General features: G+C 62.9%; 21 protein-coding genes and 1 pseudogene. 17 read left to right on the top strand and 5 right to left on the bottom strand.

The features are described 5' to 3' along the window. The first annotated feature begins 27 nt into the window (after positions 1-27). Complete coding sequence (locus tag RF641_RS03370; RefSeq protein WP_424572496.1) at positions 28-1,230, top strand: phosphatidate cytidylyltransferase; 1,203 nt, start codon at positions 28-30, stop codon at positions 1,228-1,230. Between the two features lie 151 nt (positions 1,231-1,381). Then, a complete protein-coding gene (locus RF641_RS03365; RefSeq protein WP_047121039.1) occupies positions 1,382-1,954 on the top strand; it encodes a DivIVA domain-containing protein in 573 nt (190 codons plus the stop codon). Between the two features lie 99 nt (positions 1,955-2,053). Here the strand turns inward: RF641_RS03365 and RF641_RS03360 are convergent, their stop codons facing one another. From RF641_RS03360 to RF641_RS03345, 4 genes are read right to left on the bottom strand one after another with little or no spacing between them, the layout of a single operon-like run. Next, positions 2,054-3,478 carry a cation acetate symporter gene (locus tag RF641_RS03360; RefSeq protein WP_424572660.1) on the bottom strand — a complete coding sequence of 475 codons (1,425 nt, stop codon included), beginning with the start codon at positions 3,476-3,478 and terminating at the stop codon, positions 2,054-2,056. A gap of 43 nt (positions 3,479-3,521) precedes the next feature. Continuing rightward, positions 3,522-3,914 (bottom strand): hypothetical protein, encoded by a 393-nt coding sequence (locus RF641_RS03355; protein WP_052772604.1) that lies wholly within the window; start codon positions 3,912-3,914, stop codon positions 3,522-3,524. Positions 3,915-3,929: 15 nt separating this feature from the next. Then, positions 3,930-4,646 carry a LytR/AlgR family response regulator transcription factor gene (locus tag RF641_RS03350; RefSeq protein ID WP_047121040.1) on the bottom strand — a complete coding sequence of 239 codons (717 nt, stop codon included), beginning with the start codon at positions 4,644-4,646 and terminating at the stop codon, positions 3,930-3,932. A gap of 49 nt (positions 4,647-4,695) precedes the next feature. Next, positions 4,696-5,877, bottom strand: coding sequence for a sensor histidine kinase (locus RF641_RS03345; RefSeq protein WP_047121041.1), 1,182 nt, complete (start codon positions 5,875-5,877; stop codon positions 4,696-4,698). 211 nt (positions 5,878-6,088) lie between these two features. On the opposite strand from RF641_RS03345, the gene RF641_RS03340 reads away from it, so the two are divergent. The 4 genes and pseudogenes from RF641_RS03340 to RF641_RS03325 all read left to right on the top strand — a co-directional run bounded on the left by RF641_RS03340 (position 6,089) and on the right by RF641_RS03325 (position 9,713). Next, positions 6,089-6,436, top strand: coding sequence for a DUF485 domain-containing protein (locus tag RF641_RS03340; protein WP_161447556.1), 348 nt, complete (start codon positions 6,089-6,091; stop codon positions 6,434-6,436). Between the two features lie 11 nt (positions 6,437-6,447). Beyond that, the gene (locus RF641_RS03335; protein WP_047121197.1) at positions 6,448-8,055 is read left to right on the top strand and encodes a solute symporter family protein; all 1,608 of its coding nucleotides are present in this window, start codon (positions 6,448-6,450) and stop codon (positions 8,053-8,055) included. A gap of 662 nt (positions 8,056-8,717) precedes the next feature. Continuing rightward, positions 8,718-9,251 (top strand): annotated as a pseudogene (locus tag RF641_RS03330) (reverse transcriptase domain-containing protein); the annotation flags it as partial. A 78-nt stretch (positions 9,252-9,329) separates the two neighbouring features. After that, complete coding sequence (locus RF641_RS03325) at positions 9,330-9,713, top strand: group II intron maturase-specific domain-containing protein (protein ID WP_424572659.1); 384 nt, start codon at positions 9,330-9,332, stop codon at positions 9,711-9,713. 84 nt (positions 9,714-9,797) lie between these two features. Here RF641_RS03325 and RF641_RS03320 read toward each other — a convergent pair whose 3' ends face one another. Further along, the gene (locus RF641_RS03320; protein WP_047121200.1) at positions 9,798-10,289 is read right to left on the bottom strand and encodes an Lrp/AsnC family transcriptional regulator; all 492 of its coding nucleotides are present in this window, start codon (positions 10,287-10,289) and stop codon (positions 9,798-9,800) included. A 150-nt stretch (positions 10,290-10,439) separates the two neighbouring features. Here RF641_RS03320 and pdhA point away from each other — a divergent pair, with 150 nt between their 5' ends. From pdhA to RF641_RS03265, 11 genes are all read left to right on the top strand, one after another. Continuing rightward, positions 10,440-11,558, top strand: coding sequence for a pyruvate dehydrogenase (acetyl-transferring) E1 component subunit alpha (gene pdhA / locus RF641_RS03315; RefSeq protein WP_424572495.1), 1,119 nt, complete (start codon positions 10,440-10,442; stop codon positions 11,556-11,558). Beyond that, positions 11,558-12,559 carry an alpha-ketoacid dehydrogenase subunit beta gene (locus RF641_RS03310; protein ID WP_113606681.1) on the top strand — a complete coding sequence of 334 codons (1,002 nt, stop codon included), beginning with the start codon at positions 11,558-11,560 and terminating at the stop codon, positions 12,557-12,559. Before pdhA ends, RF641_RS03310 begins: the two co-directional genes overlap by 1 nt. Beyond that, entirely contained in the window at positions 12,559-13,896 is a 1,338-nt protein-coding gene (locus RF641_RS03305) for a dihydrolipoamide acetyltransferase family protein (protein WP_424572494.1), read from the top strand. Before RF641_RS03310 ends, RF641_RS03305 begins: the two co-directional genes overlap by 1 nt. A 196-nt stretch (positions 13,897-14,092) precedes the next feature. Then, positions 14,093-15,739 carry a peptide ABC transporter substrate-binding protein gene (locus RF641_RS03300; RefSeq protein ID WP_161447549.1) on the top strand — a complete coding sequence of 549 codons (1,647 nt, stop codon included), beginning with the start codon at positions 14,093-14,095 and terminating at the stop codon, positions 15,737-15,739. A 190-nt stretch (positions 15,740-15,929) separates the two neighbouring features. Beyond that, complete coding sequence (locus RF641_RS03295) at positions 15,930-16,856, top strand: ABC transporter permease (protein WP_047121048.1); 927 nt, start codon at positions 15,930-15,932, stop codon at positions 16,854-16,856. Continuing rightward, the gene (locus tag RF641_RS03290) at positions 16,849-17,859 is read left to right on the top strand and encodes an ABC transporter permease (protein WP_082124092.1); all 1,011 of its coding nucleotides are present in this window, start codon (positions 16,849-16,851) and stop codon (positions 17,857-17,859) included. Before RF641_RS03295 ends, RF641_RS03290 begins: the two co-directional genes overlap by 8 nt. Before the next feature lie 3 nt (positions 17,860-17,862). Next, the gene (locus RF641_RS03285) at positions 17,863-19,506 is read left to right on the top strand and encodes an ABC transporter ATP-binding protein (RefSeq protein WP_113606679.1); all 1,644 of its coding nucleotides are present in this window, start codon (positions 17,863-17,865) and stop codon (positions 19,504-19,506) included. A gap of 458 nt (positions 19,507-19,964) precedes the next feature. Beyond that, positions 19,965-21,767 carry an ABC transporter family substrate-binding protein gene (locus RF641_RS03280; RefSeq protein ID WP_424572493.1) on the top strand — a complete coding sequence of 601 codons (1,803 nt, stop codon included), beginning with the start codon at positions 19,965-19,967 and terminating at the stop codon, positions 21,765-21,767. A gap of 139 nt (positions 21,768-21,906) precedes the next feature. Further along, positions 21,907-23,424 (top strand): ABC transporter permease, encoded by a 1,518-nt coding sequence (locus RF641_RS03275; protein WP_047121051.1) that lies wholly within the window; start codon positions 21,907-21,909, stop codon positions 23,422-23,424. A gap of 17 nt (positions 23,425-23,441) precedes the next feature. After that, on the top strand, positions 23,442-24,497 hold the full coding sequence (locus tag RF641_RS03270; protein ID WP_047121052.1) for an ABC transporter permease: 1,056 nt from the start codon (positions 23,442-23,444) through the stop codon (positions 24,495-24,497). After that, on the top strand, positions 24,494-26,185 hold the full coding sequence (locus tag RF641_RS03265; protein ID WP_047121053.1) for an ABC transporter ATP-binding protein: 1,692 nt from the start codon (positions 24,494-24,496) through the stop codon (positions 26,183-26,185). The genes RF641_RS03270 and RF641_RS03265 overlap by 4 nt, the downstream gene beginning before the upstream one ends. Positions 26,186-26,256 lie beyond the last annotated feature (71 nt).

Below are 26,256 nucleotides of genomic sequence, written 5' to 3'. Positions count from 1 at the left end.
GAGGGCACGGCTTCGGCGGTGCCCTCAGTGGCATCCGGTGAAGCCAAACCCCTGACCCGCCGCGAGGCGAGAGCCCTGCACGAAGCCCAGCAGAAGGAAGCCAAGCGCCGCGGCAAGAAGCCTGCCGCGCGCGAACCCGAGGACGCAGGCCCGCCGCAGCCGGTGATTGAACCGGGGATGCCAGCCGCGAGCGCCGCGGTGGACTCGCAGCAGGCCAAACAGCGCGCCAAGGCGGCTTTCACCGCGGAGGACCGCTCTCCGGTTCCTCCCGAGGAACTCAAGGTCGAAGGTCCTGCCGAGCCCCCTCCGGTCAGCGAGTCCAAGGACCTGGCTGAAACCGGTGAACCGGACGCCGCCCGGGCCTCGATCCCGACCGAACTGCTGGTCGGCGCGCCGGCCGAGCCCAAGAAGTCCCGGGCCGGGCGCAACCTGCCGGCCGCCATCGGCGTCGGACTGCTCATGCTCGGACTGGTGCTCGCGGGCCTGTTCCTCTACGAGCCTCTGCTGGTCGGACTGATTGTGGCCCTGGCCGGGGTGGGCAGCTGGGAAGTCGCCCGTGCGACCACCCACGCCAAGACCTCGGTCCCGCTGGTTCCGCTCTTCCTCGCCTCGGCGATGCTTCCGATCAGCGCGATCTGGGGCGGGCTGGAAGCCATGGGCTTCACCTACATGATCTGCCTGGTCATCGCGCTGCTGGTGCGGTTGACGGAGGGGCTGAAGGGGGCCGCGGCCTCGGTGATGAGCAGCGTGTTCATCATCAGCTGGGTCCCGCTGCTGCTGTCCTTCGCGCTGCTGATCCTCGAGGAGCCCAACGGCCAGTGGCTGATCGCAACGATCCTGCTGCTGGCGGTCAGCAACGACACCTTCGGCTATATCGTCGGGGTGCTGTTCGGCAAGCATCCCATGGCCCCGAAGATATCGCCCAAGAAGTCCTGGGAGGGCTTCGCCGGCTCGATGCTTGGATCCATGGCGGTCGGCGCCCTGGCCATGCACTTCTGGCTGGACATGCCATGGTGGACCGGCGTGATCCTGGCGTTCTTCACCACGATCGCGGCAACCACGGGAGACTTCTCCGAATCCATGATCAAGCGCGAGCTGGGCATCAAGGACATGAGCAACCTGCTGCCGGGCCATGGCGGCATCATGGACCGGCTGGACTCGGTGGTCTTCGTCGTCCCGTTGGGCTACCTGATCTCCCACTTGCTGACATGGAGTGTTTCCCTGTCATAGGCCGCAGCACCGGCGCGGTGTGATCCTTTCCCATGGATGACGCCCGCCGGTGTGGCTTTTAACCCATGCCTTGGCTCACGCCATAGAATAACTAGGGATCGCGGATCACCTCGATCCGCCCCTGACTTTATCGAGAGAAGAAGGATCAGTCGTGTCGCAGCAGCAAGATGCTCCGTTTTCCCGGGTCCCGGATTCGGAATTCGGCTACAACGTCAAGCAGGTTGATGCGTTCCTCAGCCGCGCCCGTGCCACCTTCAACGGCGGGGGCAACGACGACAGCGTGGTCACCAGCCACCTGATCCGCCGCACGACCTTCGCCCCGCAGAAGGGCGGCTACCAGGCCCGCGAGGTCGACGGCGCGCTGGACCGGCTGGAAGACGTCTTCGCCAAGCGCGAGCGCGACGACCTGATCGCCCACCAGGGCGAGGAAGTCTGGCTGCAGCAGGTAGGCCGCCTGGCGGCGATCCTGCGCGGGCGACTGCACCGTGCCAAGGGGGAGCGCTTCCGCCGCCCCTCGCGCACCAACGCTTCGAGCTACAACGTCGAAGACGTGGACCGCTTGTGCGACCAGCTGATCGACTACTTCGAGAAGGACGTGCCGATGTCAGTGGACACCGTGCGCCGCGTGGAGTTCCGCTCGTCCACCGGAACCGACGGCTACGAGGAGTCGCAGGTCGACGCGTTCCTCGACCGCGTGGTCGAGCTGATGGCCTCGATCGACTAGCACCGCGCAGCTTCACAGGCCGCCGCCTGCCCGGGTTATTCCCCGGCGGCCGGCGGCCTTGTGCGTCTCTGCACACTCCACGTGCTGGTGGGCGGTGGATCAGAAGGCGGAGTCGCGGTCCGGAACGTGCAGCCGGGCCATGATGCGGTCCGCATTGGCGGGGACGCTGCGCGCGGTGGCGCGGGAGACCGCGATCATGACCACGAAGGCCAGCGGGACGCTCCAGGCAGCCGGCTGGCGCAGCATGTGGAACCAGAGGGTGTCGACCTCGGGCAGCAGGCTGGAAATCATCAGTGCCAGGCCGCAGGCGGCCGCGCCGGTCAGCATGCCGGCAATGGCTCCGCGGGCGGTCAGCGAGCGCCACCAGATGCCCAGCAGCAGCAGCGGGCAGATGGTCGAGGCGGTGAAAGCGAAGACGTTGCCGATCGCTCCGGCCAGCGCCAGCGAGCTGGTCACCACCGCGATGAACACCGGCAGGGCGGTGGCCAGCACGGTGGAGATGCGGAAGCCCCGCACGGTCCCGGCGAAGAATTCCTGGGACAGCGCCCCGGCCAGCGAGACCACTAGCCCGGAGGTGGTGGACAGGAACGCGGCGAAGGCGCCGCCGACCACGATCGCGGTCAGCGAGTCGCCCAGGAACCCGTCCAGCACCGCCGAGGGCAGCAGGAGCACCGTGGCGTCGGTCTCCGCGTTGCCGCCCAGCTGCGGGGCGTAGAGCAGACCCAGCACGCCGAGCGTGGTGGGCAGCAGGTAGAACACCGAGAGCAAGCCCAGCACGATCACGGTGGTGGAACGTGCGGCCTGCCCGGTGGGGTTGGTGTAGAAGCGCACCAGCACGTGGGGAAGGCCCAGGGTGCCGAAGAGCAACGCGAGGATGATGGAGATGGTCTCGTACAGGTTCAGCCCGGCCACCGATTCCAGCTGGGTCGCGATGCTGTCGAGGCGCGCGGTGCTGGACTGCTCTGGGATCACCTGGATGAGCAGGAAGATCGTGGGGACCACGAGCGCTGCCAGCTTGAACCAGTACTGGAAAGCCTGGACGAAGGTCACCGAGCGCATGCCGCCGGAGACCACCGTGATGCACACGACCGCAGCCACGATCACCGGGCCGAGCCATCCGGGCAGCCCGGTGGCGATCGACAGGGTCAGGGCCGCCCCATGCATCTGCGGGACGATGTACAGCCAGCAGATCACCACCACCAGGTAGGTGGTGATCTTGCGCAGCGACTTGGATTCCTCGAAGCGGATCTGGGCGAAGTCGGGGATGGTATAGGCCTGCGAGCGGCGCAGCGGCGCGGCGACGAACAGCAGCAACATCAGGTAGCCAGCCGTGTACCCGATGGGGAACCAGAGCCCGGACTGGCCGGAGAGCACAATCAGCCCCGCCACACCCAGGAAAGAGGCGGCCGACAGGTATTCGCCGCCGATGGCGGAGGCGTTCCACCACGGGCGCACGGTGCGGCTGGCCACGTAGAAATCGCTGGTGGTGCGCGACAGGCGCAGCCCGTGGAAGGCGATCAGCATGGTGGTCACGCAGACCACCACCAAGGCCAGGGCTGAAAGCAGATTAATCACGGCTGATGCTCCGGTAGCGTTTTTCATTGCGGGCCGCCGCGCCGTTGAACAGCATGCCGGCCACGATGATCAGCGGATAGATCCCCACCCCGAGAATCCACCATGGCAGGGGTATATGCCACAAAGTGAATTCATAGACTGTCGGCCAGAGGGCCAGCAGCGCACTGATGCCCACGAGCATGGTCAGCAGCCCTGCGGCCACGGCGCAGGCCAGCCGCAACTGGGAGCGGATCAACTGCTGGACGTAGAATTCCTGGGCCGTATGTTCCGGCTTGACCGCGGAAACGGTCAGCGAGGCATTCTGGGGAGCCTGGACGCGTACCCGCTGCGGACGCTGCTGGGCAAAGCGTCCAGGCAGGGGAGCCTCCGGGGAGTCGCGCTTCACGGAATCACGCCGGGCCTAGAGCGGGCGGACGCGGTTGGCGGCCAGGCGCTCGCGCAGGTAGGGCAGGGCGCGCCGGGAGATCGGCAGCTCGGTCCCGTTGACCAGCACGGCCGCCTTGCCGGTCTGCAGCCGGACGTTTTCGATCTTGTCCATGCTCACCAGGTAGGAGCGGTGGATGCGCACGTAACCAGACTCCGCCCATTGCTGCTCCAGATCATTCAGCGGGACGCGGATCAGATAGCTGGAGTCCTTGGTATGCAGGCGCGCGTAGTCCCCCTGGGCCTGGACGTAGGCGATGTCGCCGCGGGGGATGAGCTTGGTGATGCCGCCCTGGTCCACGGTGATCATTTCGGGTTTGGCGGGGGCTTCCTCAACGAGCTCGCACAGGCGGCGCACGGACTCGGCCAAGCGCTGCGGGCGGATGGGCTTGAGCACGTAGTCGACCGCGGCGAGCTCGAAGGCTTCCAAGGCCTGGTCCTCGTCGGCGGTCACGAAGACCACCAGCGGCGGGTTGGCGAAGCGGGAGATGACCCGTGCGATATCAAGGCCGGAGAGCGCGGGCATGTGGATGTCGAGGAAGAGCGCGTCCACTTCGTTTTCCTCCAGCGCTTTCAACGCCGCGGCGCCAGAGGTTGCGCGGTGGATTTTCCCGATTCGGGAGTCCTGGCTCAGGAGGAACGCGATCTCTTCCACTGCCGGAAGTTCGTCGTCGGCGACAACCACATTAATCATGAGTTGATTCTATCGTTTCTGTTGTGTTTGCCTTCGGGACCCATGGAATTCATTCGTCGATCGATGCCGTGCCCGGAGCCAGGAACTTCGGGATGCGCAAGGTGATCTGCGTACCTGCGCCTGGCGCGGTGTCGATGATCAGCCCGTTCGAATTGCCGTAGAGCTGGCGAAGCCGCACGTCAACGTTGCGCAGACCCACATGCATGTTGACCGTGGTGCCTGCCAGCACGCTGGACAGCTGCTCCGGATCCATGCCCACGCCGTCGTCTTCCACGCTGATGACCGCGTGCATCCCGTCCTCGGTAGCGGTGATGGAAATAACCCCGCCGTCGGGCCTGGCTTCCAGGCCGTGGCGCACCGCGTTTTCCACCAGCGGTTGCAACGAGAGGAACGGGATCCTGGTCGAGAGCACTTCCGGGGCGATCTGCAAAGACACCTTGATGCGGTCGCCGAAGCGGGCCTTTTCCAGTAGCAGGTAGCGGTCGATGGCCTCCAGCTCCTCGGCGAGGGTGGTGAATTCCCCCCGGCGGCGGAAGGAGTAGCGGGTGAAGTCAGCGAATTCGATCACCAGCTCGCGGGCGCGGGCTGGATCCGTGTTGATGAACGAGGCGATGGCGTTCAGCGAGTTGTAGATGAAGTGGGGCGAAATCTGCGCGCGCAGGGCCCGCATCTGCGCTTCGAGCAGCATCGCCTTGTTCTCATCCAATTGCGCGGTGGAGACCTGCGCGGAGACGAAAACCGCCACCTCCGAGACGGCGCGGACGAATCCAGCCCCGGCACGCGGGGTCAGGGCGGTCACCGTACCCACCGGCTGGTTTCCCACCATGATCGGGGCGGCCACGAAATCCTGGCCGGAGAGCCGCTTCACCTGCGTTTTGCCGGTGGCCAGCGCGGTGCTGAATGCTTCCGAAGCTTGCTCTTCGAGATCCGCGGTGAATTCGATGCCGGCATCCGTGGCAAGGATGTGGCGGGTGTCGGAGATCAGCAGGACCGGGCAGTTCAGCAGCCTGCGCAGCGCCTTGGCGCTCTTCGCGGCTCCTTCCACCGTCAGCCCCCGTTCCAGGTGGGGAACGGCGACGGACATGTGGTGCAGGGTGGTGAAGGTCGCTTCCTCCGCGTCGGTGCCCATCTCCTTGGTTGAGCGGGAGATCTTGAATCCGAAATACCCGATGACGGCAATGCCGACCGTCACGATGGTGACGATGAGGGTGATCTGCAGGGCTGGGGACATACATCAATCCTAAGGTCACAACCCGTTGCCCGACCGCTTGTCGTCGATAGATGTGCCGTTGGGCGCAGGTTTTGCTCCGCTGAGCCATGGCTGGGCCCAAACCCCTAGTCGGGGACGGAACTTTCGCAGATAGTGAACTTAGTCACAGTCGAGATGTGCCTTGCATCACATCAGGTTTCAATCATCCAACCACCCGCACAAGGAGGGCATCATGAGTGCCAATCCCCACCACAATGTCGAAGACGACATTGATTTCGTGGCGGAGAGCAAGTCGGAGGAATTCCAGGAACTGCGCCGCACCCACCGCAGCTTCGTATTCCCCATGGCTATCTTCTTCCTGGTCTGGTATTTCGCCTACGTTCTTTTGGCCGATTACTTCCACGACTTCATGTCCATCAAGGTCCTGGGCAACATCAACATGGGCATCGTCCTGGGCCTGCTGCAGTTCGTGTCCACCTTCGTCATCACCGCAGCCTACGTGAGCTTCTCCAACAAGAAGCTCGATCCGAAGGCCACCAAGATCCGTGAGCGTCTGGAGAACCAGGGAGCAGATCAGTGAACAACCTAACCATCCTTGCGGCGGCGGCTGAGAAGACCACTGTCGGCAACCCGCTGGTGAACATCGCCATCTTCGTAGCCTTCGTCGGCGTCACCCTGGTGATCGTGCTCCGAGCCAGCAAGAACAACAAGACCGCCGCTGACTACTACGCCGGCGGACGCTCCTTCACCGGAACCCAGAACGGCACCGCCATCGCCGGCGATTACCTGTCGGCGGCATCCTTCCTGGGCATCGTCGGCGCCATCGCCATCAACGGCTACGACGGCTTCCTGTACTCCATCGGCTTCCTCGTGGCCTGGCTGGTTGCCCTGCTGCTCGTGGCCGAGCTGCTGCGCAACACCGGCAAGTTCACCATGGCAGATGTGCTTTCCTTCCGCCTGAAGCAGCGTCCCGTGCGCATCGCCGCGGCGATCTCCACCCTCGCGGTGTGCGTGTTCTACCTGCTGGCGCAGATGGCCGGCGCCGGCGCACTGGTGTCCCTGCTGCTGGGCATCGACTCCAAGGCAGGCCAGTCGCTGGTGATCGTCATCGTCGGCGCGCTGATGATCCTATACGTCCTGGTCGGCGGCATGAAGGGCACCACCTGGGTGCAGATCATCAAGGCCTGCCTGCTCATCGCCGGCGCCCTGATCATGACCGTGTGGACCCTGGCCATGTTCGGATTCAACTTCTCCGAGCTGCTGGGCAAGGCCGCCGAAGTGGCTGGCAACCCTGAGATCCTGAACCCGGGCATGCAGTATGGCAAGTCCGAAACCTCAAAGCTCGACTTCATCTCCCTGGCCCTGGCCTTGGTGCTCGGCACCGCAGGTTTGCCGCACGTGCTGATGCGCTTCTACACCGTGCCAACCGCCAAGGAAGCCCGCAAGTCGGTCGTCTGGGCCATCTGGCTGATCGGGGCCTTCTACCTGTTCACCCTGGTCCTCGGCTTCGGCGCCGGCGCCCTGATCGGCCCGGACAAGATCAAGGCCGCCCCGGGCGGCGTGAACTCCGCAGCCCCGCTGCTGGCCTACGAACTGGGCGGCACGCTGCTGCTGGGCCTGATCTCCGCGGTGGCCTTCGCAACCATCCTGGCGGTGGTGGCCGGCCTGACCATCACCGCAGCTGCTTCCTTCGCCCACGATGTCTACGCATCGGTCATCTCCAAGGGCAAGAGCACCCCGGAGAAGGAAATGAAGGTTGCCCGTCGCACCGTACTGGTCATCGGCGTCTTCGCGATCGCCGGCGGCATCGGTGCCCAGGGCCAGAACGTCGCCTTCCTGGTGGCGCTGGCCTTCGCGGTAGCCGCCTCGGCCAACCTTCCGACCATCCTCTACTCGCTGTTCTGGAAGGGCTTCAAGACCCGCGGTGCAGTCTGGTCGATGTACGGTGGCCTGGGCTCGGCCATCCTGCTGATCATCTTCTCGCCCGTCTTCTCCGGTGCGGCAACCTCGATGATCCCGAGCATCGATATCTCGATCTTCCCGCTGGCCAACCCGGGCCTCGTCTCCATCCCGCTGGCATTCCTGCTCGGCTGGCTGGGCTCGATCACCGATCCGGGAAGCGAGGATCCAAAGAAGGCGGCGGAAATGGAAGTTCGCTCGCTGACCGGTGTCGGTGCAGAGAAGGCAGTCGACCACTAGCCTTCATTTCAATCACCTAGCGGAAAACCGATGCGGACGGGATCAGCCACTCAGGCTGGTCCCGTCCGCATTTCTGGTGCGCCCAGCATGGGCATTTACTTGGAGGTGAAAGTCCTCTGGCCGAGAAGGTGGTTTAAGGCCTAGCCAATGGCAACTGCGTCACCGTGAGGTGGGGTGGGAAGGAAGCCGGAGGCAAAATCCTGCACTGAGGAACACGAATCACATAGAAGGCATGTTTGCCGGGGTAAGCCAGCTAGAGATGGTGAAGCCCGTCCCACCGGTTTTGTTCCATCAACAAACGGCAGATGTGTAAATGTGGCAGGCGCAGGGGGAAAGTGGATGTTCTTATCTGGGGAGGTCTGTCCCAGTGCGTCACCAGCGTTAGTTGGTGGAGCGATCCTGTCCGCGAGGACGGGATCGATGGGGCAGAAGTCAGCAGAGGTCATAGTACCTGCCATGGAATTCACTTCGGGTGTGGAGCCCGAAGGTAAGCCCGAGTTCCCTTACAGGGTTCGTTGACGGAGGCGGGGAAGGGCTGAACGCTGGGAATTGAGTATCTGAAGCATCGGTGCTCGTGTTCATTGCGGTAATCGTAGTCGCCCACTGTTCGTGGGGCGGAAGGAAATTTTAGGAGTGCTCGGTGGAACCTTTGGTCTCTTCGACTTCTTCTGCGCGTAGTGGTGAACCGGTGGTCGGTGGGGATGGGCTCAGGGATCAAGGGGTTCCGGCCGGGCAAGAGCGCCCATGATGCTGCTGTGGTGGCCCGTACGGTCATGGAGCAGGGGTATCGGTGGGTGGTCGAGGTTGACCTTGATCAGTTCTTTGATCGGGTGAACCATGACGTGCTGATGTCCAGGGTTGCGCGGAAGGTGAAGGGCCGGCGGGTTCTGAAGCTTATTCGGAAGTATTTGAAGGCTGGGATCATGGCGCAGGGTGTCCGGCGGGAAACGGTGGAGGGCACCCCGCAGGGGTCGCCCTTGTCGCCGTTGCCGTCTAACATCATGTTGGATGATTTCGATCAGGAATTCTGGTCGAGGGGGCACCGGTTTGTGCGTTATGCCGATGATATCCGGGTGTTCGTGAAGTCGAAGCGTGCTGCCGAGCGGGTGTTGGCTCAGGCGACGAAAGTCCTTGAGCAGCGTCTGAAGCTGAGGGTGAATCGGCAGAAATCAGTGATCAATCCGGCGAGTGTAGCTACGTTGCTGGGTTTTGGTTTCTACTTCGTCAAAGGAGGGCAGGTCAGGGTCCGGGTCGCTTCGAAGGCGTGGAAGCGCATGAAGAGGCGAATCCGGGATCTGACTTCTCGGCGGTGGAGTGTGTCGATGGACTACCGCATCGGTGAACTGAACAATTATGTTCGGGGTTGGATGGGATATTTCCGGCTGGCGATGACCAACAGGAGATTCTCGGACCTTGATGAATGGTTTAGGCGCCGGTTGCGTCAGATTCGTTGGAAGGAATGGAAGCGTCCTCGCACTCGGGTGGCGAATCTTCGCCGTCTAGGGATCGCGGGGCAGAAGGCTTACGAGTGGGGGAATAGTTCGCGCGCGTATTGGCGTGTGGCGAAGTCGCCGATTTTGCATCGTGCCTTGCCAACCTCTTATTGGGAGGATTTGGGTGTGGTGTTCTTTCGCCGTGCGTGGGACCGTTTTCAATGACTTAGCGAACCGCCGGATGCGGGCCCGCATGTCCGGTGGTGTGAGAGGCGGGGGCGAAACACCCCCGCCTTCTCGATCCGTTGCTCATGCAGGTTGCTTGCGCGCAGGCCCGTCTGCCAGCGAATGCTCCAGCAACCGCGTGGTGCGGTAGGGGACCAGCTCCGCCATCGACAGCGCCGAATCGGCCCGGTTGACCCCTTCGATATGCAGCAGCTGGCCGTGGACCCGGAAAAGTTCTTCGGCGTCCTTTGCGGCGACCCGGACCAGGATGTCCGCCGAGCCGGTCAGTCCGTGCGCCTCGAGCACCTCCGGGATCTGTTCCAGCTTGGCCGCGATGTCCTCCAAATGGCGTTGGTCCACATGAAGCTCGACGAATGAGAGCAGCCCGTAACCCAGCGACTTCGCGGGGATGCGCCGGTCGAGCGAATCGAGGACCTCGTTCTCCAATCGGGTGATGCGGGTCTGCACGGTATTGCGGCCCAGGCCCAAGGTGGTTGCCACGGCTGAGGCGGTCCGCTTGGCGGCGGTGGACAGGGCAAGCAGGATGCGGCGGTCCGTCTGGTCAAGTAGCTGCATAATGAGCACGTTAGCACCGATACCGGAGGGCGGACAGTGCGTTTTGCCCGAATTCGAATCTGGCCATTGTGCAATCTGCGTTGCGTGAGTAGCATCACATTAAGCCTGAAGTGTGAAACTGCCTCGGGCACCGACTACGCGAGAGTAAGGATGCTGATCGTGTCCACCAAGCACATCGATGTAGCCGCGGAGTGCATACCTACGCACCAGCTGCTGAACGTCGCCGGGGAACGGGTCCCGGACCGAGAACTAGACCATTACGTTGCCAAGCTGACCGAGTCGGACTTGGCGGATTTCCTGCGGGACATGGTTGTCCTGCGGCGGCTGGATCACGAGGCGACCGCCTTGCAGCGCCAGGGCGAACTGGGCCTGTGGGCCCCGCTGCTCGGCCAGGAGGCTGCGCAGATCGGTTCGGTGCGCGCCGCCCGCGATTCCGATTTCATCTTCCCTTCCTACCGCGAGCACGGCGTGGCCTGGGCCCGGGGTGTTAAGGCCGAGGACCTCCTCAGCGTCTGGCGCGGGGCACAGTCCAGCGGGTGGAACCCCAACGAGGTCAACATCGCCTGCCAGCAGATCGTGATCGGTGCGCAGACCCTGCACGCCGCCGGCTACGGCATGGGCATCAAGTTCGACGGAACCGACGACGTGGCCATCACCTACTTCGGCGACGGCGCCACCAGCCAGGGCGACGTCAGCGAGGCCATGGTCTTCGCCGCCAGCTACCAGGCGCCGGTGCTGTTCTTCTGCCAGAACAACCAGTGGGCCATTTCCGAGCCGGTGGCGCTGCAGAGCCGCACCCAGATCGCCGACCGGGCCCACGGCTTCGGCCTGAAGACCTGGCGTGTTGACGGCAACGACATCCTGGCCGTCTACGCCGCGACCCAAGCCGCTTTGGCGCACTGCCGCAACGGGCTGGGCCCGACATTCATCGAAGCCGTCACCTACCGCATGGGTTCGCACACCACCGCCGATGATCCGACGCGCTACCGCAAGGATGAAGAGCTTCAGAAGTGGAGGGCCAAGGACCCGATCGACCGGCTGGTCAAGTACCTGCACGTGATCGGCGCCGACGTCCAGTCCTATGAGCAGCGCGCGCAGAACGCCGCCGACGACCTGGCCGCGCAGCTGCGCGCCGCCATCACCGCGATGCCTGACCCCGCGGTGGGCGAGCTGTTCGACAATGTCTATTCCGAGGCGCACGAGCCCAGCACCCGGGCGCGCGAGGGCTACCTCAGCTACCTGTCGGAGTTCGAGGGGGAGGGGCACTGATGGCCACCACCATGCTCAAGGCGCTGAACCAGTCGCTGCGCGATGCGCTGACCGAGGACGAGAAAGTGGTCCTGCTCGGCGAGGACATCGGAACCCTCGGCGGGGTCTTCCGCGTCACCGACGGATTGAAGAAGGACTTCGGCGAGCACCGGGTCGTCGACACCCCGCTGGCCGAATCCGGGATCGTGGGCGCCGCCATCGGCTTGGCCTACCGCGGCTACCGGCCGGTGGTGGAGATCCAATTCGACGGATTCACCTATCCCGCCTTCGACCAGCTGGTCTCCCAGCTGGCCAAGCTGCACTACCGCTCGCGCGGCCGGGTGAAGATGCCTGTGACAGTGCGCATTCCCTACGGCGGCGGCATCGGTTCGCCCGAGCACCACAGCGAATCCCCGGAAGCCTACTTCGCCCACACCGCCGGGCTGCGTGTTTTCGCGCCGTCCAGCGTGCAGGACGCCTACACAATGCTGCGTCAGGCCATCGCCAGCGATGATCCGGTGATCTATTTCGAGCCCAAGCGCCGCTACCACGAAAAGGCTGAGGTCGAGCTGGCTACGCCGGAGAGCGACTCCTCGCCGAAGGCCAAGGTGCTGCGCGAAGGCGACGACGTCACTGTCGTGGGATACGGCCCGACCACCTACACGCTCATGGACGCGGCGCAGGCGGCGGAAGACGAAGGCGTCGGCCTGGAAGTCATCGACCTGCGCAGCCTGGACCCGCTGGATATCGACACCGTTGCCGAATCGGTAAAGCGCACCGGCAAGCTCGTGGTGGTGCACGAGGCCAGCCGCACCAGCGGGATGGGGGCCGAGATCTGCGCCCAGATCACCGAGAGCTGCTTCGACTACCTGGAGCACGCCCCGCTGCGGGTCACGGGCTTCGACGTCCCCTACCCGCCATCCCGGCTTGAAAGCCACCACCTGCCTGATCTCGACAGGGTGATGCATGCGGTCGACACCGTGATGCGCCACCACGAGGCAACCGAAGGAGCTGCCAAGTGATGACCGCCCAAACCTTCAAGCTGCCGGATCTCGGCGAAGGGCTGACCGAGTCCGAGGTGCTGAACTGGAAAATCAAGGTCGGCGAGCACGTCAGCCTGAACCAGATCATTGCCGAAGTGGAAACCGCCAAGGCAGTGGTTGAGCTTCCCTCGCCTTTCGCTGGCATCGTGCAGAAGCTGCATGCCGACGAGGGCCAGGTGGTTCCTGTGGGAGGCCCCTTGGTGACCTTCGACGACAAGCCTGTGGACCTGGACGGCAAGGGCGGTGCACAGCCAGGAGCTGAAGCCCCGGGGGAGAAGGAGGGCGCCGCCGAGCGGACTCCGACGCTGGTGGGCTACGGCGCTCCGGCGGCCAGCGGCAAGCGTCCGGCTCGCCGCGGCCGCGGCAAGACCGTTGCCGCCGAGGGGTCTGCTGCTGCAAGTGCTGCCGCGGTGCCCGAAGCGGCGCGGGCCACCGTGGCACGCAGCACGCCCCCGGTCCGCAAGCTTGCCCGAGACCACGGTATCGACATCGCCGAGGTGAGAGGCAGCGGGCCCGATGGCCTGGTGCTGCGCCGGGATATTGAAGCTCTGATCAGTTCTCCCGCGGCACCCGCTGTAGAATCGCGGCCTGTTGCGGGCGAGCCGGCTGCCGTGGATGGGCAGAGGCGGGTGAAGATCAGCGCCATGCGACGGGCCACCGCCAATGCCATGGTGCAGTCGGCATTCACGGCGCCGCATGCCACCGAGTTCTTGACGGTTGATGTCACGAAGTCGTTGGAACTGATCGACAAGCTCCGTGCCCGCCGCGAATTCAGGGACCTGAAACTGAACATCACGTCGCTGACGGCACTGGTGGTTTCACGCCTGCTGCTGAACTTCCCGAGCGTCAATGCGCGCTGGGACGGCGAGAACGATGAAATTATCCAATTCGCAGACGTGAATCTCGGTATGGCGGTCGCCAGTGACCGCGGACTGCTTGTCCCCGTGCTCAAACAGGCGCAGAATAAGCCACTAACATTGTTGGCCGCTGAATTGACCGAGCTCATCGACCATGCGCGGGCCGGCAGCCTGACGGCGTCCCAGCTGACCGGCGGTACTTTTTCAATAACTAACGTTGGGGTGTTCGGCGTCGATGCCGGTACGCCTATTCTGCCTCCGGGGCAGACAGGGATTCTCGCCTTAGGCAAAGTCAAGCCTAGGCCTTGGGAGTACCGAGGAGAAGTAGCACTACGGCATACTTCAACGCTGGCCTTGTCGTTCGACCACCGGGTCGTGGATGGCAAGGAAGCCAGCGAGTTACTTGCCGGTATCGGTGCGGTCCTTGAGGATCCCGGAATGATGAACTTTTTTCTTTGATTACGTCTAGCTTTTGACTTGTAATTATATTATAAGTTTGAGTGACTAAAAGATTATCAAGCACTACTTTCACGATTATTCATTGGTTGTTTCGCAATCTTTGATGTAATCTCATTCACTAAGTGCTATAGCTCACGCTATACCGCACGGCTCCGCGAATTGCGGAAGCAGCAACGAACTGTTGAGGAGAAGAAGGATGCGAATCTCGCACGCATCGAAGGCCGTAGCTCTGTCCGCGGCCCTGGCATTGACCCTGTCGGCATGTGGCGGCGGCTCGTCTGAAACCCCTGAGGGTAACGGCGACGCCCAGGCAGGCGACACTTCATACGTCGTTTCGGCAAACACCACCGAACCGCAGAACGGCCTGCTGCCGGCCAACACCAACGAAGTTGGTGGCGGCCGCGTCATGGATCTGATCTTCACCGGCCTGGTGAGCTACACCGCCGATGGCAAGACCCAGAATGAGCTGGCCGAGTCGATCGAAACCACCGACTCCCAGAACTACACCATCAAGATCAAGTCCGGCCAGACTTTCTCCGATGGCTCGCCAGTGACCGCTGCTTCGTTCGTGGACGCCTGGAACTTCGGCGCCGCTGCAAAGAACGCCCAGCTGAACTCCTACTTCTTCGAGTCCATCAAGGGCTACAAGGAAGTTAGCGCAGAGAACGCCAAGAAGGACACCATGGAGGGCCTGAAGGTCGTGGATGACACCACCTTCACCGTAGAGCTCTCGCAGCCTGAGTCCGACTTCCCGCTGCGACTTGGCTACACCGCCTTCTTCCCGCTTCCTGAAGCAGCGTTCGAGGATCCCAAGGCCTTCGGCGAAAAGCCGGTCGGCAACGGTCCATACACGCTGGCCGAGTGGAACCACGACGTCAACCTGAAGCTGGAAGTCAACGAGAAGTACGACGGTCCACGCAAGGCCCAGAACGGCGGAATCGACTTCAAGGTATACCAGTCGACTGACTCGGCATACCAGGATCTCATTTCCGGCAACTTGGATGTCCTGGATCAGGTTCCGCCAAGCCAGCTGGCTTCGTACCAGAGTGACTTGGGTGACCGTTCGGTCAACTCGCCTTACGCAGGCAACGCGACCATCACCATCCCGGGCTACCTGGATCACTTCAAGCAGGGCGAAGAAGGCAACCTGCGCCGTGCCGCTATCTCGCAGGCTATCGACCGCCAGCTGGTCATCGACAAGGTGTACCAGGGCGGCAAGGTCATTGCCAAGGACTTCACCGCACCGGTAATCGACGGTTACTCCGACAGCATTCCAGGCAGTGAAGTGCTGACTTTCAACGCCGAGGCCGCCAAGAAGGCCTGGGCCGACGCAGATGCCATTTCGAAGTGGGATGCAGATGCAGAACTGTCCATCGGCTACAACGTTGACGGCGCTGGCAACAAGGAATACGTCGAGGCTGTTGTCAACCAGCTGAAGAACAACCTGGGCATCAACGCCGTGGCCAAACCATACAGCTCCTTCAAGGAACTGCGTGAGCAGGTCACCGAGCGCAAGATGACCGGCGGCTTCCGTACCGGCTGGCAGGCCGACTACCCATCGCTGTACAACTTCCTCGGCGCCCTCTACGGCACCGGCGCAGGCTCCAACGATGGCGACTACTCGAACAAGGAGTTCGACGCCAAGCTGAAGGAAGGCTTGGCAGCGACCGATCCTGCTGCAGGTGCCGGGATCTTCAACCAGGCCCAGGAAATCCTGATGAAGGACCTGCCCGCCATCCCGCTGTGGTACCAGGCTGTTCAGGGCGGCTGGAGCGAAAACGTCTCCAACGTCGAATTCGGCTGGAACGGTGTCCCGCTGTACAACGAGATCGCCGGCAAGTAATTACGTTCAGCGTTTAGCCTGATCAAAGGCTTGAATAGCTGGGAACAACGTCAAGGGAGACCCGCAACAACTAGGGTCTCCCTTTGGCGTGTCTGTCCTGCCTCGCAAAAAAGTAACGTCGGATAATCTCCGACGGAAAGAGGAAAATAATGGCCAAGCGCCCTCTGGTGTCTCGAGGTGAGATGCAAGCATGTTAAGTTTTACCCTCAAGCGCATTGCGCAGCTGATTCCGGTATTCATCGGAGCTACGTTGCTGGTGTACTTCCTGGTTTTTGCGACTCCGGGTGACCCGATCGCGGCACTGTCCGGTGGCAAGCCGATGACGCCTGCGACCGAAGCAGCGCTTCGCGCACAATACAATCTTGACCAGCCATTCTGGATCCAGTACGGGCTCTACCTGAAGAATCTGGTGACCTTCGATCTCGGCATGTCCTTCTCTGGCCAGCCTGTGGCCGACCTGCTTGGACGGGCTTTCCCAGTGACCGCCCGTTTGGCGATCCTGGCATTGCTGATCGAAGGCGTTTTCGGCATCATCTTCGGCGTGATCGCCGGTATGCGCAAGGGCAAGTTCTTTGATTCGACCATTCTGGTTGCATCGCTGATCGTCATCGCGGTTCCGACCTTCGTGCTCGGCTTCGTACTGCAGTTCGTGATCGGTGTGAAGCTTGAATGGGCCAAACCCACTGTCTCCGGTGCCGGCACGTGGAGCGAGCTGATTCTCCCCGCCATGGTTCTGGGCTTGGTTTCGCTGGCCTACGTGATCCGCTTGACCCGTACCTCCGTGATCGAGAACAAGAGCGCGGACTATGTGCGTACCGCTACGGCCAAGGGATTGAGCCGCAACCGTGTGGTGCGTGTCCACGTCCTGCGCAACTCGCTGATTCCCGTGGTGACCTTCCTTGGTGCCGACCTCGGATCGCTCATGGGCGGCGCCATTGTGACCGAGGGTATCTTCAACGTCCCCGGTGTCGGAAACCTTTTGTACCGAGCGATCCTCAAGGGCGAGACGCCCACCGTCGTCGCCGTGGTCGGTGTCCTGGTGATCGTGTTCGTGATCGCCAACTTGATCGTGGATATGCTGTACGCCCTGCTTGACCCTAGGATCCGTTATGCCTGAGAACCAGAACTTCAATTCCGAGGCCGGCCTGCCCGTCAACCGCCGAGCTGGCAAGGTCTCCAAGTACAAGATCGAGCACTATGTGGCTCCGTTGGACGAGACACCTCTGCAGGCAGTCGACTCCGTCAAGGAGACGGGCAAGCCGCTGTCCATGTGGGCCGAGGCCTGGCGCTCGCTGCGCAAGCAGCCTTTGTTCATCATTTCCGCAATCCTGATTCTCGCTGTCATCATCGTTGCCGCGTTCCCTCAGTGGTTCACGTCGCAAGACCCCACGTATTGCGCGCTGGAAAATTCGAACGAGCCGGGGCGTGAAGGCCACATCATGGGCTTCAACCTCCAAGGATGCGACATCTACTCCCGCGTCATCTACGGCACGCGTGCGTCCCTCCTAGTCGGCATCTTCACGACCTTGATCGTAATCATCGTTGGCGGCACCATCGGTGCGCTGGCAGGCTTCTACGGAGGCTGGATCGACACCATCCTGGCTCGCTTGGGCGACATTTTCTTCGCCCTGCCGCTGATCCTCGGTGCAATCATCGTTATGCAGCTGCCTGCCTTCCGAGACAACAAGAGCGTCTGGACGGTGATCATCACGTTGGCCATCTTCGGCTGGCCGCAGCTGGCCCGCATCACCCGCGGTGCCGTCATCGAGGCGCGCAATGCGGACTTCGTCAAGGCTTCGCGCTCGCTGGGCCTGTCCAAGTTCAAGTCGTTGGTCAAGCACGTGCTGCCGAACTCGATCGCTCCGATCATCGTGGTTGCGACCGTGAATCTCGGTGTATACATCGTTGCCGAGGCAACCCTGTCCTTCCTGGGCGTTGGCTTGCCGCCGGATATCATGAGCTGGGGCAACGACATTGCCACCGCCCAGACCCAGCTTCGCAGCAATCCGATGATGCTGATGTGGCCAGCACTGTTCCTTTCAGTAACTGTCTTGAGCTTCATCATGCTCGGCGATGCAGTGCGCGACGCACTGGATCCCAAGGCCCGGAAGGGAGCCTAGCCCGTGAGCGAGAACGCAACTCCCAAGCCGCTGCTTGAAGTCAAGGATCTGGCGATCACCTTCTCCACTCCTGACGGACCGGTGCACGCGGTGCGCGACGCCAACTTCACCGTGATGCCCGGCGAAACCGTGGCCATCGTGGGCGAGTCCGGATCCGGCAAGTCGACGTCGGCACTGGCCGCCATCGGCCTGCTGGCCGGCAACGGCCGTGTGTCCGCAGGACAGATCCTGTTCGACGGCGAAGATATTGCCAACGCCAGCGAAAAGCGATTCGTTGAGCTGCGCGGCAACCACATCGGCATGGTTCCGCAGGACCCGATGTCGAACCTCAACCCGGTATGGAAGATCGGATTCCAGGTCAAGGAAACCCTGAAGGCCAACGGCTTGGCGGGGGACAATCCCAAGAAGCGTGTGGCCCAGGTGCTGGCCGACGCAGGGCTGCCCAACCCAGAGGCCCGCGCCAACCAGTACCCGCACGAGTTCTCCGGCGGCATGCGCCAGCGCGCGCTGATCGCCATCGGCCTCGCCTGCCGTCCTCGCCTGCTGATTGCCGACGAGCCGACCAGTGCGCTGGACGTGACGGTGCAGCAGCAGATCCTGGATCACTTGGATACCATGACCAGCGAGCTGGGCACCGCCGTGCTGCTGATCACCCACGACCTGGGCCTGGCCGCAGAGCGTGCCGAAAAGGTCGTCGTGATGTACAAGGGCCGCGTGGTCGAGTACGGGCCGGCGCTGGAGATCCTGCGCAACCCGAAGCACCCGTACACCCAGCGCCTGATCAACTCGGCGCCATCGCTCTCCGCTGCACGCGGCGACAAGCATGAGGCCATAGTCGAGGAGACCTCCCCGGCCAAGGCCGAGCCGCTGCTGTCCGTCAGCAACCTGACCAAGGTCTTCGACATCCGCAAGGGCTTCGGCAAGAAGGAAAAGTTCACCGCGGTGGACAACGTCTCCTTCGAGATTCCGAAGGGCACCACGACTGCAGTTGTGGGCGAATCGGGCTCCGGCAAGTCGACCATTGCGCAGATGGTGCTGAACCTGCTGGATTCGACCAGCGGCGAGATCACCTTCGACGGCCAGCAGATCGGCAACCTGAGCGAGAAGCAGCTGTTCAAGTACCGCCGCCGCGTCCAGCCGATCTTCCAGGATCCGTACGGCTCCCTGGATCCGATGTACTCGATCTACCGCACGATCGAGGAGCCGCTGCGCATTCACGGCATCGGAAACTCGGCCTCGCGCCAGAAGAAGGTCAAGGAGCTGCTTGACCAGGTCTCCATGCCTGCGGCAACTATGCACCGCTTCCCGAACGAGCTCTCCGGCGGCCAGCGCCAGCGCATCGCGATTGCGCGTGCCCTGGCCCTGCAGCCGGAAATGATCGTCTGCGACGAGGCGGTTTCCGCGCTGGACGTCCTGGTCCAGGCCCAGGTGCTGGAGCTCCTTGATGAGCTGCAGCGTGACATGGGGCTGACCTACCTGTTCATCACCCACGACCTTGCAGTCGTGCGCCAGATCGCGGACAACGTCTGCGTGATGGAACGCGGAAAGATCGTCGAGCAGGGTTCTGTCGACGATATTTTCGACGCGCCGAAGAGCGACTACACCCGTAATCTGCTGGCAGCCATCCCGGGGGCAACCCTGATCTAGCCCACGCTGAGCACGCCGAAGAGAACGCCGCAACCGATACCGGTTGCGGCGTTCTTTTCAGTCTTGAGGATATGCCTGCCTGTCTTGATGACGTGCCAGGACATCGATATTCAAGATTTGCTTGAGATTATTACGGGAATCATCCGGCGTTACCAAACTGTTATAAACGACTCCGGGGCAAGACTTGGGCTCAGCTGTGCATCTGGTTGATTTTTCCCAATCTGAAAGAAACCCTTGAAATCTTGCGGATGTGAGGCAACTCGCATTAACTCGCCGGTAACATGCGAAATCCTGCATTAACTTTTCGTGGCCTTCCCGTGACTATCTGAAGCGAGTCTTTCTATATCCAAGACCGGAAATTCCCGTTAGTCTATTGCTCATTGGATCGGGTGTGACTTGATCCACACTGATTCGGAAGTTTCAGAACTCGTATCAATCGAAGATCTCAAGGAGGCGAAATGCGGTTCCAACGCGTTTCGAAGGCAGTCGTCGTAGGCGCAGCGATGGCACTGGCGCTGTCTGCATGTGCCCCAGGCGGAAGCGAAACCAGCCCATCGGCCAGCGAATCCGCAGGCGGGGGCAACGCCGGCGCAGAGGCGACCACTACCGGTCTGGCGGACCTGGGCGACATCACGACCAAGGATGGAGCCATCAAGGTTTCCATCGGCGCCCCTGAATTCATCAGCTACAACGGCAACACGCCGCAGACCTACTCCACCTACAACTCCGGCATTACCGACCGGATGTTCGCGAGCTTCGTCTACTTCGGTACCGACGGGAAGATCTACCCGAACGAGGACCTGGGAAGCTTCGAGAAGATCAGCGACGACCCGCTGACCATCAAGTACACCATCGCAGACAACGCCAAGTGGTCCGATGGCACCGACATCACCACCGCCGACGCGGTACTCGCGTGGGCTACTCAGAACCTGAACCTGAATTCGGGATCAAAGGACAAGCCGCTGTTCAACTCGGTCTCCACCGACCTCGGCGATACCGTCCCGAAGGGCCCTCAGGGCGATCCTGCGGGCAAGGAGTTCACCGTTGAGTTCAAGGCCCCGGATCCGGACTGGCAGATCCAGACCTGGATGCTGCACCCGGCCCACGTCGTGGCCAAGAAGGGCGGCCTGAGCACCGAAGAGTTCGTCGCTGCCGTTCGCGATGGCGACTCCAAGAAGCTTGAGAAGGCCGCAAAGTTCTGGAACGAAGGCTGGACCACCAAGCCGGGCACCCTTCCTGACGAAGCAGACATTCCGGTTTCTGGCCCATACAAGCTCAGCTCGTGGAAGGCTGGCGAGTCAGTCACCCTGACCGCCAATGAGAACTACTACGGCACCCCGGCGGCAACCAAGGAACTGAACTTCCGCTTCCTTGCCGATTCCGGCATGGTCCAGGCACTGCAGAACAAGGACCTCGACGTCATTGGCCCACAGCCGACCGTCGATACCCTGGAACAGCTCAAGGGGCTGGGCAGCGCCGTCAACATCCAGCAGGGTGACACCCTGACCTGGGAGCACCTGGACTTCAACTTCGTCAAGGGCAACACGATGACCAATCTGGAGCTGCGCAAGGCCTTCGCCATGTGCGTTCCGCGCCAGGAAATCGTCGACAACCTGATCAAGCCGCTGAACCCTGAGGCTCAGGTCATGAACCTGCGCGAAGTCTTCCCGTTCCAGGAGAACTACGCGGACACCGTGGCAGCAGCCTATGACGGACGCTACGACCAGGTCGACATCGAGGGTGCCAAGAAGATCCTCGAGGAACAGGACGCAGTCGGCACCAAGGTGCGCATCGGCTACTCGGCGCCGAACGAACGCCGCACCAACGAGGTCGCGCAGATCAAGTCCTCGTGCGACAAGGCGGGCTTCGAGATCGTGGATGCAGGCGACCCGAAGTTCTTCGCACCGGGCGGAACCCAGGAGCGCGGCGACTACGAGGTAGCACTGTTCGCGTGGGCCGGTTCGGGCCAGATCACATCCGGCCAGAACATCTACGCGACAGGCAAGCCGCAGAACTACGGCAAGTACTCGAATGCTGAGGTCGACGCCGCGTGGGAGACCCTGGCCACCTCGCTGGACCCGGCAGTCCACGCGGAGCAGACCAAGAAGATCGAGAAGCTGCTGTGGGATGACCTGTTCGGCATCCCGATGTTCGCCCACCCGGGTCTGAGCGCCTCGGGCGCAGACATCCAGAATGTCCGCCACACGGCAACCCAGAACGGCATCGTCTGGAACGCCGAGCAGTGGATGCGTGCTGAGTAGGCCTTGGGCCTAGACAAACGCATACACCAGCTGTGAGCGCCCGCGGGGCCCGATCATCATCGGGCCCCGCGTCGTGTCCGGCTCCAACATCGCGGAGGCGGGAGCGCCACAAGGCGAGAAGAAAGAGGACGTTAGTACCGTGTTGAAATTCATCCTGAAGAGACTGGGGTCGGCCGCCGGCGTGCTGTTAGCCGCATCGCTGCTGCTCTATATCCTGGTCATTAATTCCGGCGACCCGCTCGGCGATCTGCGTGAAAGCAACGCGGAAAACCGCGAGTACCTGATGCAGCAGCGCACCGAATACATGAACCTGGAACAGCCCTGGTACCTGCGGTACCTGACCTGGCTGACCGGTGTTTCCAAGTGCTTCGTGGGCGCCTGCGACCTGGGCCGCAATATCAACGGCATCGAGGTCACGGACCTGCTGGCCAACGCCGCATCATCAACCCTGCGACTGGTGCTGCTGGCAACAGTCATCGCAGCCATCCTGGGCATCGCCATCGGCGTGCTGACCGCCGTGCGCCAGTACTCGGGTCTCGACTACCTCGTCACCTTCCTGACCTTCCTGTTCTTCTCCCTGCCGGTGTTCTGGGCCGCGGTGCTGCTCAAGGAATACATGGCCATCGGCTACAACAACTGGCTGGAGAACCCCCAGATCTCACTGGGCACCAGCATCCTGATCGGCGTGGTCGCAGGTCTGGTCCTGCAGATGCTGCTGGCCGGTTCGCTCAAGCGCCGCGGCATCACCTTCCTGGCCACTGCCATCTTCGTGCCGCTGCTGCTGCAGTACAGCGTGTGGCTGAACTTCTACCGTTTCCCGCAGATGGGACCGGCAGTCATCATCGTGCTGACGGTGCTGCTGGCGCTGTCCGCCACCGCCATGAGCGTCGGGCTCAAGGAAAAGCGCGTGCTGTACCCGGCCTTGATCACCGCGGTGCTAGTGCTGGGCATGTACTACGCGACCTTCTGGCTCCTGGCGGAACCGAACGGATGGCTGCTGCTGGGCGGTGCCATCCTGGCCGTGGTCATTCCGGGCCTGATCGGCAAGCTCATGGGGGGCCGCCTGTCCAAGGCCGCCATGGGCGTTTCGGTGACCGTCGGCCTGGTCGGCGCCGGCCTAACCGTGCTGGACCACATCTTCCGCGCGTGGCCTGGCTTCCTGGACCTCAAGGGACGCCCCATCGCAACCATCGGTTCCTCCACCGCGAACCTTGAAGGCGGCTTCTGGGACCATTTCCTGGACAACGCCACCCAGCTGCTGCTGCCAACCATCGTGCTGGCCATCATCTCGCTGGCAAGCTACTCGCGCTACACCCGCTCATCGATGCTGGAAGTGCAGCAGCAGGACTACATCCGCACCGCACGCTCCAAAGGCTTGAGCGAACGCACCGTGATCTTCCGCCATGCATTCCGCAACGCGCTGATCCCGATCGCCACCATCGCGGCCTTCGACTTCGCCGGCCTGATCGGCGGCGCTGTGGTAACCGAGACGGTGTTCGGCTGGAAGGGCATGGGAGACCTGTTCAATACCGGGCTGCATGCGGTGGACCCCGCACCGGTCATGGCATTCTTCCTGGTCACCGGCACCGCAGCGGTGCTGTTCAACCTCCTGGCAGACATTGTGTACGCGATTCTCGATCCGCGGATCCGGGTCTAGGAAACTAAGGACATTCGATGAGTAACACAAACGACAAGATGCCAGGGAACCTGACATCCATTGCAGAGGTCGAAGACGCCAAACTCGCTGTCTCGACCGAAACTTCCAAGAGCCAGTCGCGGATCGTCCTGGAACGCTTCCTGCGCCACAAGCCGGCCATGATTTCCGCGATCGTCCTCGTGCTGATCACTTTGCTGGCATTCACCTCGATCGGCTACGGGCCGATTCCCGGCTGGTGGAAACAGAGCTACCTCGACGCCGGCGCCGTGGTCAACGGCGGCAAGCCCACCTTGTCGCTGCTGCCCACCTGGCTCGGCGGCTCGGGCATCCAGATCGGCGAGCACCCCTTCGGCCAGGACTCCATCGGCAAGGACTACTTCGCCCTGGTCATGAACGGGACGCAGAAGTCCATCATCATCGGCGTGGTCGTCGGGCTGGTGGCCACCGCGATCGGCGCAGTCGTCGGCGCGCTGGCCGGATATTTCCGCGGCTGGATCGACGAGGCGCTGATGCGCATCACCGACCTGTTCATCGTCATCCCGCTGCTGGTGCTGGCCGCGGTCTTGGGCCAGATCGCCGGGCGCGGATCCAGCTCGATCATCCTGCTGGCGCTCATGCTGGGACTGGTGTCCTGGACCGGCATGGCGCGCTTGGTGCGCGGCGACATCCTGTCGCTGCGTGAACGCGAATTCGTCTCCGCGGCCCAGGCCATGGGCTCCAAGACCTCGCGGGTGATTTTCAAGCACCTGCTGCCCAACACCATCGGCGTGATCGTGGTGAACTCGACCTTCCTGATCGCCGGGGCGATCCTGCTGGAATCCTCGCTGTCCTTCCTGGGCTTCGGGGTCCAGCCTCCGGAATCCTCGCTGGGCCTGCTGATCAGCCAGTACCAGAACGCGTTCACCACCCGGCCGTGGCTGTTCTGGTGGCCGGGCATGACCATCGTGGCCATCGCCCTGTCGGTGAACTTCCTGGGCGACGGCCTGCGAGATGCCTTCGACCCACGCCACAGTGGCAAGCGCCGCCGCCGCGCGGGCCTGTTTGCCATGCCAACCCGCAAGGAGAAGCCATGAGCCACGCCGCACCAACCAATGACTCTGCCGGGGGCTACGCGCTGAGCTTCAACAACCTGCAGGTCACGTTCGAGACCGCGGGCCCCGACGTGCACGCGGTCAAGGGGCTGTCGCTGGCAGTGAAGCCCGGCGAAGTGGTCGCGCTGGTCGGCGAGTCCGGCTCCGGCAAGTCGGTGACCTCCACCGCCGCCATGGGCCTGCTGCCTGAGAACGCTAACGTCTCGGGCGTGGCCAAGGTGGGCAACGTGAACGTGGTGGGCCTGGAAGCCGGGAAGATGCGCAAGATGCGCGCCACCGACATCGCCATGGTCTTCCAGGAGCCGATGACCGCGCTGAATCCGGTGCTGACCATCGAGCGCCAGCTGACCGAGGCGCTGGAACTGCACGGCATCGCCTACGGCAAGGAAGCCACCGCCCGCGCCGTGGAGCTGCTGACCCTGGTCGGCATTCCCGACCCGGCCAAGCGCATCAAGCAGTACCCGCACCAGTTCTCCGGCGGCCAGCGTCAGCGCATCGTGATTGCCATGGCGATCTCCTGCGACCCGAAGGTCATCATCGCCGACGAGCCGACCACCGCGCTGGACGTGACGGTGCAAGCCGAGATCCTCGACCTTTTGCGTGAGCTCAAGGACCGGCTGAACACCGGCATCCTGCTGATCACCCACAACATGGGTGTAGTGGCGGACATGGCGGACCAGGTGGCCGTGATGTTCCAGGGCAATCTGGTGGAGACCGGCACCGTGGAGCAGGTGATGCTGCATCCGCAGCACGAGTACACCCAGCGCCTGCTGTCGGCGGTGCCGAAGCTTTCGCCGGTGGTGATCGACGCGAACGCCGCCCACGCCGAGCAGACCGCCTCCGCGGGCCGCGAGCTGGTGCTTGAAGCCAAGGACCTGGTGCTGGAATACGACATGCGCGGCACCAAGTTCAGGGCCGTTCAGGGCGTAAGCTTCGACGTGGCCAAGGGCGAGGTGCTGGGCATCGTGGGCGAGTCCGGATCCGGCAAATCGACCGTAGCCAAGGCGGTGATCGGCCTGCTTCCGGTCGCCGAAGGCACGCTCTCGGTGCAGGGGCACAACCTGCCCAAGCTGTCGCCGCGCGAAGCGCGCAAGGTGCGCAAGTCGATCGGCGTGATCTTCCAAGATCCCGCCGCCTCGCTGAACCCGAGGTTCCCGATCGGCGAATGCATCACGGAGCCGATGGTGGTGCACAAGGAGGGCACCAAGGCCAGCCGCATCCAGCGCGCCATGGAGCTGCTGGACGCGGTGAAGCTGCCGCGCAGCGTGGTCAACCGCTATCCGCACGAGCTCTCCGGCGGCCAGCGCCAGCGTGTGTGCATCGCCCGCGCGCTGACGATGAACCCGGAACTGCTGATTGCCGACGAGCCCACCAGCGCGCTGGATGTCTCGGTGCAGGCGGTGGTGCTGGAAATGCTCCAGGACCTGCAGCGGGACTTCAACTTCGCCTGCCTGTTCGTCAGCCACGACCTGGCAGTGGTGGACATGCTCGCCGACTACGTGGTGGTCATGCAGTCAGGCCGTGCGGTGGAGCAGGGCAAGGTCAAGACCGTGCTGCACGCCCCGCAGCACGACTACACCCGTCGCCTGCTGGCGGCCGCTCCGGTGCCGGATCCTCATGAGCAGGCGGTCCGCCGCGAGGCCTGGCGGACGCTGAACGCCACCAGGTAGCGCCGGCCGGGGCACGGCGATTCGCCCCGACAATGCACTGAGCCGGTTCCCGCAAAGGGAACCGGCTCAGT

The sequence above is a fragment of the Arthrobacter sp. 'calajunan' genome (assembly GCF_046940185.1).
GTDB classification, from domain to species: domain Bacteria; phylum Actinomycetota; class Actinomycetes; order Actinomycetales; family Micrococcaceae; genus Glutamicibacter; species Glutamicibacter soli.
Note: the sequence above shows the minus strand (reverse complement) of the source record. Positions and strands in the feature narration are given on the sequence as shown.

Coding starts and splice junctions, on each gene's coding strand:
- RF641_RS03360 (WP_424572660.1), bottom strand. CDS start 3,478: ATGCTGATCGCCTTCCACGGGCTGCGCCTGTCGCGCACCACCAGCGAT.
- RF641_RS03350 (WP_047121040.1), bottom strand. CDS start 4,646: ATGATTAATGTGGTTGTCGCCGACGACGAACTTCCGGCAGTGGAAGAG.
- RF641_RS03345 (WP_047121041.1), bottom strand. CDS start 5,877: ATGTCCCCAGCCCTGCAGATCACCCTCATCGTCACCATCGTGACGGTC.
- RF641_RS03340 (WP_161447556.1), top strand. CDS start 6,089: ATGAGTGCCAATCCCCACCACAATGTCGAAGACGACATTGATTTCGTG.
- RF641_RS03325 (WP_424572659.1), top strand. CDS start 9,330: ATGAAGAGGCGAATCCGGGATCTGACTTCTCGGCGGTGGAGTGTGTCG.
- RF641_RS03320 (WP_047121200.1), bottom strand. CDS start 10,289: ATGCAGCTACTTGACCAGACGGACCGCCGCATCCTGCTTGCCCTGTCC.
- pdhA (WP_424572495.1), top strand. CDS start 10,440: ATGCTGATCGTGTCCACCAAGCACATCGATGTAGCCGCGGAGTGCATA.
- RF641_RS03310 (WP_113606681.1), top strand. CDS start 11,558: ATGGCCACCACCATGCTCAAGGCGCTGAACCAGTCGCTGCGCGATGCG.
- RF641_RS03305 (WP_424572494.1), top strand. CDS start 12,559: ATGACCGCCCAAACCTTCAAGCTGCCGGATCTCGGCGAAGGGCTGACC.
- RF641_RS03300 (WP_161447549.1), top strand. CDS start 14,093: ATGCGAATCTCGCACGCATCGAAGGCCGTAGCTCTGTCCGCGGCCCTG.
- RF641_RS03295 (WP_047121048.1), top strand. CDS start 15,930: ATGTTAAGTTTTACCCTCAAGCGCATTGCGCAGCTGATTCCGGTATTC.
- RF641_RS03290 (WP_082124092.1), top strand. CDS start 16,849: ATGCCTGAGAACCAGAACTTCAATTCCGAGGCCGGCCTGCCCGTCAAC.
- RF641_RS03280 (WP_424572493.1), top strand. CDS start 19,965: ATGCGGTTCCAACGCGTTTCGAAGGCAGTCGTCGTAGGCGCAGCGATG.
- RF641_RS03270 (WP_047121052.1), top strand. CDS start 23,442: ATGAGTAACACAAACGACAAGATGCCAGGGAACCTGACATCCATTGCA.
- RF641_RS03265 (WP_047121053.1), top strand. CDS start 24,494: ATGAGCCACGCCGCACCAACCAATGACTCTGCCGGGGGCTACGCGCTG.